8 protein-coding genes and 1 rRNA gene are annotated in these 11245 nt (G+C 40.8%); 1 reads left to right on the top strand and 8 read right to left on the bottom strand.

Translation table 11 applies throughout. From position 1 onward, the window contains the following. From BUB28_RS11440 to BUB28_RS11415, 5 genes are all read right to left on the bottom strand, one after another. Positions 1-96: ribosomal RNA gene (locus BUB28_RS11440) — 16S ribosomal RNA — on the bottom strand; the annotation flags it as partial. A gap of 433 nt (positions 97-529) precedes the next feature. Next, a complete protein-coding gene (locus BUB28_RS11435; RefSeq protein ID WP_072951537.1) occupies positions 530-1144 on the bottom strand; it encodes a prepilin-type N-terminal cleavage/methylation domain-containing protein in 615 nt (204 codons plus the stop codon). A gap of 211 nt (positions 1145-1355) precedes the next feature. Further along, a complete protein-coding gene (locus BUB28_RS11430) occupies positions 1356-1859 on the bottom strand; it encodes a pilin (RefSeq protein ID WP_072951535.1) in 504 nt (167 codons plus the stop codon). A gap of 762 nt (positions 1860-2621) precedes the next feature. After that, on the bottom strand, positions 2622-3722 hold the full coding sequence (locus BUB28_RS11420; RefSeq protein ID WP_081373496.1) for a type IV pilus twitching motility protein PilT: 1101 nt from the start codon (positions 3720-3722) through the stop codon (positions 2622-2624). Positions 3723-3752: 30 nt separating this feature from the next. Then, on the bottom strand, positions 3753-5435 hold the full coding sequence (locus BUB28_RS11415) for a GspE/PulE family protein (protein WP_072951531.1): 1683 nt from the start codon (positions 5433-5435) through the stop codon (positions 3753-3755). 135 nt (positions 5436-5570) lie between these two features. Between BUB28_RS11415 and BUB28_RS11410 the strand changes: the two genes are divergently transcribed. Further along, positions 5571-6443, top strand: a complete 873-nt coding sequence (locus tag BUB28_RS11410) for a prepilin peptidase (RefSeq protein ID WP_072951529.1) — start codon at positions 5571-5573, stop codon at positions 6441-6443. Between the two features lie 54 nt (positions 6444-6497). On the opposite strand, the gene BUB28_RS11405 is transcribed toward BUB28_RS11410, so the two are convergent. From BUB28_RS11405 to BUB28_RS11395, 3 genes are read right to left on the bottom strand one after another with little or no spacing between them, the layout of a single operon-like run. After that, positions 6498-7526 carry a type II secretion system protein gene (locus tag BUB28_RS11405; protein ID WP_072951527.1) on the bottom strand — a complete coding sequence of 343 codons (1029 nt, stop codon included), beginning with the start codon at positions 7524-7526 and terminating at the stop codon, positions 6498-6500. Positions 7527-7543: 17 nt separating this feature from the next. Then, positions 7544-8083 carry a type IV pilus modification PilV family protein gene (locus BUB28_RS11400; RefSeq protein WP_072951526.1) on the bottom strand — a complete coding sequence of 180 codons (540 nt, stop codon included), beginning with the start codon at positions 8081-8083 and terminating at the stop codon, positions 7544-7546. A gap of 15 nt (positions 8084-8098) precedes the next feature. Further along, positions 8099-11182 carry a bactofilin family protein gene (locus BUB28_RS11395; RefSeq protein ID WP_072951524.1) on the bottom strand — a complete coding sequence of 1028 codons (3084 nt, stop codon included), beginning with the start codon at positions 11180-11182 and terminating at the stop codon, positions 8099-8101. Between the last annotated feature and the right edge of the window lie 63 nt (positions 11183-11245).

The following is an 11245-nucleotide window of genomic DNA, read 5'->3' as shown; positions in this document are numbered from 1 at the left end:
GATATCCTAAGTAAACTTAAAATATCTCCGTTCGACTTGCATGTGTTAAGCGTGCCGCCAGCGTTCGTCCTGAGCCAGGATCAAACTCTTTATTAAAGTTGTATATTTAAATCTTTCGATTTAGATATCTGATCCAGTTCATAACGCTTGCGTTATTACTTCAAAGTGTTTTTTAGTCTTTTCTTGACTTTTCTTCTTTTACAAAGAAATCTCAAGGGTCGTTACTTTTTCTTATTCGCATTGTTCAATTTTCAAGATGCTGTTCCATACTCTCTCTTCCGAGACAGCTTTAATATTATATCACTTTCTTTCAGAGTTGTCAAGGCTTTTTTCAAAATTTCTTGATAAATTTTTCTCGACTCGCTGTTTTCTTTCAGCTCTCTGTCGGACAGTAAATATATTATATCATCAAAATACGCTTTTGTCAAGGATAAAGTTTTCAACTTTCTGCATGTTTAAACGTTGAAAACTCCTAATCAGAAGAATATACGCATAAAAAAACAGCTGCAAAAGCAGCTGTTTTAAATTCTTATTTTGTAACAACTAATTTTTTCATAATCGCATCATTGATGGACTTTATAGAAGTTGTTCTGACATCGCCTAAAGTTTTATTGTCGAGCTCATTCATCGACTTGGGATATGTACCCTTATAATTTCCGTTTTCGTAGGCTGTATATACTACAGACTGAACATTATAATCCTTGACGTAAATCTTATAGAAGCCTTCGCCACCTGTAATATTATTTACAGCTCTCGCAAATGCTCCGTTATTAAGGTTGTTAGTAGTTTCATCTACAGCAGTTCCCGAAGCACTTACCTTTACGCCTTTTTTACCGTCCCAGTAAAAATAGAACTCACCACTGCCCATATAGATCTGCTTTTTCAATTTATCACGAAGCGTCGAGTCAGTATTCGGATCATTGATCTTATTTAAAGTGCTTCGCTCACTGTTACAAACACGAGTTACCTCTGTCTGAGCAGCATTAAAAACTACCTTTGCTCTTGAATTCGCATCTCTTTCGCGTGCTCTTCTAATAAAATATCCCCAAGAAGGAATAATTATCGCCATCATTATGCCCATTATTGCAATAACGATAATAAGCTCCATCAAAGTAAAACCTTTGCGAGTCTTTTTCGCCTTCATAGATATGCACCTCCCAATACAATCTTTACATATATTATATCAAAAAGTTCACATTTTGTCAATAAAGAATTGGTCATTCCACGACAATTTTTTTGCAGTATAATTGTGCAATTTAGCCGAGAAAAGCCCCCCCTTATTCATTGTAAAAAAATGCTCCTCCCGATTGGAAGGAGCATCTTATTATTCATTTCAAGAATCTAATTCAATTAGATTATGAAGCCTTCTTTACAGCCTCAGTAAGAGCCTTGCTGTAGTCTCCGCTATACTTCTCATAGCTATCAACTGTAACTACGCCAGCAGGTGATGTACCTGTGTATGTCTTGTCAACTTCGATAGCAGCAGCGATACATACGCCACCTCTACAAGCAGCACCCCATTCCTTCTTCTGTGCCTTTTCCATGTAGTTATCTACCTTGGTCTTGAAATCAGTTGCATCAGTCTTTTCGCCAGCATTATCTGCGTAAGTAATTGTAACAGCCTTACCATCGCAAGCAAGCTCCTTGATGTTAGCTGCACCCTGATTCTCTTCATCAACTTCTACGAGAGCTGTGTTGATAGCCTTGAGAAGTGAGTTAGCTGCTGAGTTAGCTGAAGAAACCTTTGACTTCTTAACGTAACCGAGCATTGAAGGAACGAGGATTGCTGCGAGAACACCGATGATAGCGATAACAACGATGAGCTCAATAAGTGTAAAACCTTTCTTTGTAGTTTTCATAAGAAAACCCTCCTTAAATAATATAGTTTTGTGAAAGCTTTTTGCTTCCACCTCATTTTTGGGTTCGTGGTTTTTTTAACTCCCTTTCCCTTCCCTGTGATTATAGTATACCACCTTATTCACATAATGTCAACAGTTTTTGAAAAAAAATTCCATATATCAAGGCACTTTTTACATTAGAACGGTAAATAGGCATATTTTTTTTAGCGTTTCCGTCGAAATGCACAAGTTTCTGTGAATATGTAAATTCTTTTATCTTGTTTTTGTTATATTCACAGCTGATTATACTTTTTGTAAACGGGTATTTTGACCCCCATATGAACATTTCATTTCCTTTTTACGTTGCTTTTCTTAATATTTCTTTATCTTCTCACAGCAAAAAAACAATTATTTCTGTAATATTGTGTTAATATATTACGTGACGTAATAATTTTGGCGTATTATTTAAGTTACGATAATTTAAGTCCATTTAAGTGATGAGCAGTAAAATCAGTGCTTAGTTGTTAGGAATTAGTGAGTAGAGAGCAGTAAGTAGTGTGGCTTTGGAGCTGATAATATCTGACCATACAATCTTAGCTCTTAGTTCTTGCTCTTGAATTGGCGCTTGAGGACTGCCAAAGGCAGCCCCTACAAATAGTCCATTTATTCTTTACACGCATAACGTGGGACGTCGAGGACGCCGTCCCCTACTAATCTCTTTTATATTATAATAAGAAAGACCGTCGGAATTTTATCCGACGGTCGGTTTTACTTATGCAGTCATCAGCCCTGCATTCCACCTCTGGGTACTCCGCCCATCTGTGAAAGGAAACGATAGAATTCCTGCTTGTCGAGGCACTTTTCGAGAGCATCGACTTCGCCGATAACGTTCTTGGATACGAGTCTTGCAAGCTCCATATCCAGAGACATCATGCCCTGCTGCTTACCTGTCTGGATAGCAGACTGTACAAGATGGATCTTGTTATCACGGATCATAGCCGAAATAGCGTCTGTTACGTTAAGGATTTCCATACAAGCGATTCGTCCTGAACCGTCCTTCTTTGGAATAAGGGTCTGTGAAATAACAGCTACAAGGTTGTTAGCGAGCTGTGTTCTGATCTGCTGCTGCTGATGCTCAGGGTAAACGTCGATGATACGGTTGATAGTATCAGCGGCAGATGTTGTATGAAGTGTTGACATAACGAGATGTCCTGTTTCAGCGGCAGTTACAGCAGCCTGGATAGTCTCGAAGTCACGCATTTCTCCTACGAGGATTACGTCAGGGTCCTCACGGAGAGCAGCTCTAAGAGCAAGAGCGAATGACGGAACGTCGTCACCGATCTCTCTCTGGTTTACCATACATCTCTTATGCTCGTGTACGTACTCGATAGGATCCTCAACAGTTATAACGTGAGCACTTCTGTTAAGGTTAACGAAGTCGATCATAGCTGCAAGGGTTGTAGATTTACCTGAACCGGTAGGACCTGTTACGAGAACGAGTCCACGAGGACGCATTGCGAAATCTGCGAGTATCGGAGGAAGTCCGAGATCCTCAAGTGTAGGGATATCGTTTCTCAGAAGTCGGATAGCGATAGCAGGCTTACCCTTCTGGAAATATACGTTTACACGGTGACGGTAGCCGCTTCTTGTTGTGAACGAGAAGTCGGTATCGTGGTGATTGTTAACGCTTGTCTGCTGTGCATCGTTTGTCATCTGGTGAACGATGTTGAGTATTTCCTCTTCATCCATTTCAGGATACTGTGAACGCATGGTTCTGAGTGTACCGTTAAGACGTACAACAGGAGCGATCCTGTCTGTAAAGTGAAGGTCAGAACAACCGAGGAGTCTTACCTCGTCAAGTATTCTATGAATTTCAATTGCCATGTTATTATCCTCCCTATATAGATAAAGCTATTATACTGTGTATGTAGCTCTTACAAGCTCATCTATAGATGTTTCTCCTGCCATTACAAGCTCAGCAGCGTTATCACGAAGCAGCTTTGTTCCGTTTGCCTTTGCTGCCTTCTCGATTTCTTCCTTTGTACCGCCTGCTGCGATGATAGAAGAAACGGTTGTTGTACAGTGAATGATCTCGTGGATAGCAGTTCTTCCTCTGTAACCTGTGTTATTGCATACAGGGCAGCCGCCTGCCTCGAAGATCTGAATTGAATGATCTAATCCCATGAGTTCATTTTCTTCGGGAGTTGACATTCTTGGCTTCTTACACTCAGGGCAGAGAACCTTTACAAGTCGCTGAGCGATTACACCGATAAGTGAAGTTGCAACCATGTATGGAGCAACACCCATATCAACAAGACGAACAACTGTTGAAGCAGCGTCGTTTGTATGAAGTGTGGAAAGAACCAAGTGTCCTGTGATAGCGGCACGGATACCGATATCTGCTGTCTCGGTATCACGCATCTCACCGATCATTACTACGTCAGGGTCCTGACGGAGGATAGATCTAAGAGCTGCGGCGAATGTCATACCAGCCTTCATATTAACCTGACACTGGTTGATACCGTCGATAGCCTTTTCGACAGGGTCCTCAACTGTTACGACGTTTACGTTTGGCTTAGCGATCTCACCAAGAGCAGCGTAAAGTGTAGTTGTTTTACCTGAACCGGTAGGTCCTGTTACGAGGATAACGCCGTGAGTAACTCTCAGCATTGACTCGAACAGTGTATAGTTATAATCAGACATACCCAGATCCGTGATCTTACGGAGTGCGATCTGTCCGGTTGAAAGAATTCGGATAACGATCTTTTCACCGTGTACCATTGGAAGTGAGGATACACGGACATCAAGAGTTGTTCCGTCAACGACCTGTGTGAAACGGCCGTCCTGAGGTACTCTCTTTTCAGCGATGTTCATGCCGCTGATAAGCTTGAAACGTGTTGTCAGCGCACTATGAACTGCACTTGAGATATTCATGAGCTCAACGAGGTCGCCGTTTACACGGATACGGATTCTTGTATACTTGTCAAATGGCTCGATATGAATATCGGTAGCGTCTGCTCTGTATGAGTTTTCAACGATAGTAGTTGCAAGCTTAACGATAGGTGCGCTTTCAACTCTGTCCTTAGACTCGATATCAGCCTCGGTCATTTCACCAAGGTCGCCGCCCATACCGGCAACGCCTTCGAGAACGCTGTCAACATTCTGCATTGAGTAGCACTTACCGATAGCCTTATTGATAGCTGATGTTGTTGCAAGAACAGGAACGGTATCCATACCTGTAGAAACCTTGATATCCTCGAGGACGATGAAGTTTACAGGATCATTTGTAGCAACTGTAAGACGCTTACCTTGTACATTGATAGCGATTACTGTATGCTTTCTTGCAAGAGCCTCAGGTACCATCTGTACAGCATCGCTGTTGATCTCGATATTGTCAAGGTCAACATACTGAACTCTCAGGTTTCCAGCCAGTGCCTTAGCGAAGTTAACTTCTGACATGAATCCCAGTTCAACAACAACGTCACCAAATTTCTTTGAGCCGTTTGATGCCTTCTGAGCTTCGAGTACCTGCTGAAGCTGTTCGCTTGTGATAAGCCCTTGATTGACTAAGTAGTCACCAATTCTCTCGTTTCTCATAAAAAACCTCCGCTTATTTTCTGAACATCAGACATATCCGTCATACGCCTGATATTCTAAAATTGTACTTGAATTTTCCATAATTTATGTTATAATAAGATTATGTACTTTATAATATGAAGGAGGGGTAAAATCATGTTTGAATTTGAAAATATGCTCCACGATGAATTTACCGAGCTACCTTTCAAGATCATGTTTTACGTCATTATTTTCCTGTTCGGCATTTGTATCGGAAGCTTCCTTAATGTTGTCATTCTAAGGCTTCCAGCAGGCGAGTCGGTACTCGGAATAGGAAAAACCAAAGAGGACAAGGAAAAAGCTTCACACTGTATGACCTGTGGTGCAAAGATCAGACCGATCGACCTGATCCCTGTTTTCAGCTGGCTTATGCTGAGAGGAAAATGTCACAGCTGCGGTCAGAAGATCTCGCCGCGCTATCCGATCGTAGAGTCGCTGAACGGTTTACTCTACGTTCTGACGTTTTTTGCTTTGGATATTAATGTTAAATCCATAATAACCTGCGTTGTAATGTCGTTCCTTATATGTATAGGATTTATCGACTGGGACACAAAGGATATCTACGTCAGCATGGTAGCTGTTATTCTGATCCTTACGATCCCGCTGCATCTTTTCTACTCTCGTGAGTTTCACGATGTAAGTCTCAAGAGCCGCATAATCGGAGCACTCATAATCAGTGTACCATTCTTCCTTATCGGCGAGATAAGCCGACCGATCATCAAAAAGAAGTTCGGTGAGGATTTCAGAGCTATTGAACTCGGTGATACATATCTTATGTTTGCAGCAGGTGCGTTTCTTGGAACGCGGGCTGTTATCGCTTCAACATTCATTGGTATTATGACCGCCGCTATCGGAGGTCTCATAGTCAAGAAAGTGACTAACGATTCAAAGTTTGCTTTCGGACCGTTCCTTGCAATAGGAATTGCGGTCGGAAGTCTGTGTGGAAATCAGATAGCACAGTGGTATCTGAATTTACTTGCCACGGAATAAAAACAAAAAATAAGTACAGGCAGCAGCATTAACTGCTGCCTGTTTTTTTACTTATTAATAGAGCTCATCTGTATAAGCATATACAAAGTAGATGTCGTTAGTGAAACTGAAGTCAGCGCTTGCATATGTTTCGCTGTATGCAGAACCAACGTCTCCATCACCCTGAAGTGTTACTGCTCCATCTTCTAATTTTGGTCTTTTGAGACCCCATGGAGAAGGATTGTGCTTACATCTTATAGCTATATTTGTAAGTGGGAGATTTGCAATCTGTACAGCTACAGGACTTGCAAATACTCTACATGCCTTCTGTGTACCTACAGCAGGAATATCTATAGAGCCGCCAGTTTTCTGATCGAGAACTATTGACAACGAAAGATTTGTTGCTGATATCTCAGTTGTCTTATCAGCCATATCTCTGTCAAGAGCTCTGTAAACAACATTTTCTTTTACCTTTGCTTTTGTTTCTTCATCTAAATCACCAGCATCTGGCATCTTTGCTATTTTAAGGTTTGATGAACCAAGTGCGTAGTTGAAGTTATACGATGAGTCCTGAGCATTGAAGAAAGCAGGATTTAACTCGCTTTTTTCTTCGTATGTCTTTGAAGGATCAATAACGTTATTTGAAGTGAAATCGTATACTCTGTGAGTGATCTCGCCTCTCTTAAACTTTACCTTACCGTCTGATCCTACGACATCATTATTGCACAGTCTGAGAATATGGATATTGCCCTTTATGTAATGAGTATTTGTTCCGTCGTTAGTACCAACAGTATTCTTAAAGTGTTTATTTCTGAATTCCTCAGCGAGCTTAACAAGATCACCGTCGTCTACGCCGTTTACACCGTCAAAGTCGATCTTATCAGATGTACATACATAAAGGTCTTCTGCATACTCCAGCTTTCCCTGAAGGAAAAGCTGGATATTATTAGCATAAGAATAAGTTTTTTCTGAAAGAGCTGTGTTTTTGAACATTCTCTGAACCGGTCCTGTAAGAGCCATTACTGCTACCATAAGTATAGAGAAAATAGCCATTACAACGATAAGCTCAATAAGAGTAAAGCCCTTTTTGATACGTTTTTTCATAGACTTACCCTCCTCGCTTATTCCGTTTCTGCTGATTCGCCTTCAGCTTCTGGTTCTTCAGCAGGTAATACGTCGAAGAAATCGAGATTGAGCTTTCCGTTTACCTTCTTCTGCATATCTTTGATCTGCTCTTCAGTCATACCGTCGGTTACAAGCTTTTCTGTTGAATACTTTTCAGCCTTCATGTTAACAACTACATCACCGTCAGCATTTCCGTAGCTTTTCTCAACGAATTCAAATTTAGAAGGATCATCGGCATCAGTCTGTTCCTTTACCCAGTACTTTCCGCTTGCGTGGATCTTTACAGTGATGTCCATTTCCGACTTATCAAGATACTCGGGATCACCGTGTTCGTCCTCACCAATTTGACTTATGTGATTTGCTGCATAAGGCGACTCAACTACAACCTTGTTTTTTAGGTTGTTAGTTGCCTTTGAGGTAGCATCAATATGAGTACCTATAAGTATGAGCAAGCCGCCCATTATAGCAAATATGAATATCGAAATGATCATTTCGATCAGAGTCATGCCCTTCAGCTTTTTTTTGCTTTTTTTCATAAGAACATTCCTCCTTTATGAACCTGTGAAGTACGATATTTCATATGTTCCAAGTGCTGTTTTAACGCTGCCCTTGGTCTTTGTAGCGCCGCCGCCACCAGAGTTAAGAACGCCAAAATCATTCGTAGCCTTATCAACATGCTTGAACATAGCACTTCCTACGATTGGTGACTTATAATATGTTTCCTTGCCCTTAGCAGTGTATGCACCTCTGTATCTACAACCAATTAAACCAGCAACGTTACCGCTGAATGTTGTTTCAGGGCACATGAATGTTCCAACTAATGTACAGTCATTGAACATCGTAATAGATGAACCTTCTGTACCATAATACTCAACGCCCCATACAGAATCAGGAGTTACGATACAGTTTTCAGTATAAGCCTGAACGCCACTGCCCGAAACTACAGGTCTGATAGATGTCTTGGATATATCAAGTGTTTTATCAATAAGGAAGCATACCTTACCCTTTGTTGTATCGCAGAGTAAGCTGTTTTCAGAGTCATCAGTTGTTTTTACGTTTTGGAGCACAACCCAGATACCTTCACCTGAACCTACGACATTATAGCTCTTTTTATTCTCAAATTTAAATACCGTACCGTCTGTTTTTCCTATGATACATGAACGTATAATCTTTCCGTCTGACCATACACCTGAAGCTGTATTTGGTGTACCATCATTATTGAAAGCATATGGGAGCTTATTTCTCTGAGCTTTATTAGCAGGTGTATTATATGCTGGATCATCAGGATCATCAATAAATGTGTCATCAGCTGCATTTTCACAGAATCTCTTAGGAACGTGATTATGATATACCTTCTCGTCATAATTACCGTTTTCGTCCATGTTAAGATCTTCTCTTACTTCATATATATTCTTGACGATCTTTGTCTTAGGATCTGCTTCAATAAACTCATGTGTATCAGGATCTTCATATCCGTAGATTGCCTTACGTGTCATATTATCAGGATATGCAGGCTCCTTACCACTTCCTGTGTAGTCCATATGATTTACGGCTGAAAAACTGCCATAGGCTTCATTTCTACCATATACTGTATATGGATCGCCTTCCTTGGTATAATAGGTTGCTATTGCATGAGCTTCATCTGTCTCTTCGGCAACAGTATTATCCTCATTCATTTTATAGTATGAGAAGTCTTCATCGACCTTGCCGTAAACAGGCTTGCCATCATCACCTATCCATACACGCTCTTCATCGGTTGTAGGATCACCCTTATATGTAACAGTAGGTGTTGTTACAACTCTATCGGATACAAAGCCGTCAATGCCTGTTTCATAATAAGCATTTCCTACATACCATGTGTCCTTGATCTTCTTGTAACAATAATCTGCATTACGAATACCATCTGTCTTATCATTTTCCCAACCGAGAACAGTTGGTGTTGTATCGCCCGGCTTTGTGATAACATATCGCCAGCCCTCTGCTTCTGACTTTTCTGACCTGATAGTCTCCTGAACGTCTATATCGGGAACAAGCTCATTCTCATAGATAAAGTTATGAACTTCCTTGTATCTTGGAAGAAGAGCATTCTTATGCTCGATAAAGCCTTCTTTAAGACGCTCGGTATCTCTGTTGCCAGCACCTCCACCTACAACATTATCACAGTAAATATCACCGTGAACACTGTTTGCATTGCCGCCGTCAAATGTAAGAGTTTTCTTTACAATGAGGTCGCCCTTAATTGTAACGCCATTCTTGATAGTACAATTACCATTTACTCTAACATCGCCCTCAATCGTACACTGCTGCAATGTAAGGTTGCCCATTGAATAAAGATTACCGCCTGTTGTCTTATGCTGAGATTCGCTCTTATGAACATATGAGCTTGCCCAGTCATAAAGCATTGTGTTACCTACATCTTTTCCAAAGTGGTTATCTCCTACGACAACTTGCCTATCATTTTCCTTACCCGGTCTGTCTGCATCTTTAGCAGCTAATTCTTCGGAAGCGTAATCTCTTTCAGAAGAAAACAGTATGTTATATTTATTATCATCAGATGTGTATTCATCTAACATATAAACATCAGCGCCGCCAAATTTAACATCAGTCTGGAAAGTACGGCTATCGAATGTACCTATAAATACATTGAATGGTGCTTTACCCACTCTATTTGCATCGCCATTAAATTCATATTTACCGTCTTTTTTTACAAACTTACCACTTTTTACAAAGTTTAAAGATGAAAGACCAGCAATCGATTCGTCGATATAGATATACGGAATATCCTTCTGAGTAAAGTTATTTGTCATAACATAATCGAGATTGAACAGACTATCATTCTTCATATACAAACTGCCCATGATAACAGTCTGTGAATTAGGCATCTGAAGCTTGCCGGTTTTATTGTCAACAGGATTCTTTATATTTATCGCAAAAGAACCTGTACCGCCTGTTACACTTCCGTTTATGAAGGTTGACTTTGTTTCAATCGTAACTGCATTATGAAGTGTGAAAAGTCCTGATTTATCCTTGGAAATACCAAGACCAAGACCACCGGTGATAACCGCACCGTTAGGGAATGCGTTACCGCCGACTTCCTGAAGTCCATCAAGACCGCCAGGAGTTACCTCAGAATGAGCAGAAGCTGTCTTCTGAATGTACGCAGAAACAGTCTCCTCTTCCTTACCTACTCGGCAGGTTGCTGTGAGCTTTACTGCTGTTACTGGAACCCACTCAGGATTATTATCACCGTCGATATCGGTAAATATATAACCTGCTGAATCAGCAACAGGTGTAATTACCATTTTGTCCTTCTGCCATTTGTGTGAATCATCATAGTAACCAATGACGCCAAGTGTTGGATCATTGATCTTCATCTCTACCTCAAGTGGAGTATCTCCAATGTTCTCGATTGCGGCAGGGATTCCTGGCTCACGCCCCATTGACTGTACGAACGTGTCAATTGCGGCTCTTGCTGTGTAGCTGGCCTGTGATGATGAATATGACTTATGTGCTCTGTTGCTCGATGCTGATGCAAGAGCAAGAGTACCAGTCAGAAAGATTATCAACAGCGCCATTACACAAACAACTGTAAACAATACAGAACCGCGTAATGTTTTCTTGTTCTCTGTTTTCATTTTTCTAACCGCCTTTCAAGTTATATTAATTCAATAACTATAGCGTATGATGTAGAAAGCCTG

The sequence above is a fragment of the Ruminococcus flavefaciens genome, assembly GCF_900143025.1.
Lineage (GTDB): Bacteria > Bacillota > Clostridia > Oscillospirales > Ruminococcaceae > Ruminococcus > Ruminococcus flavefaciens_I.
The sequence above is the reverse complement of the archived record's forward strand: the minus strand, read 5'-3'. Positions and strand labels throughout refer to the sequence as shown.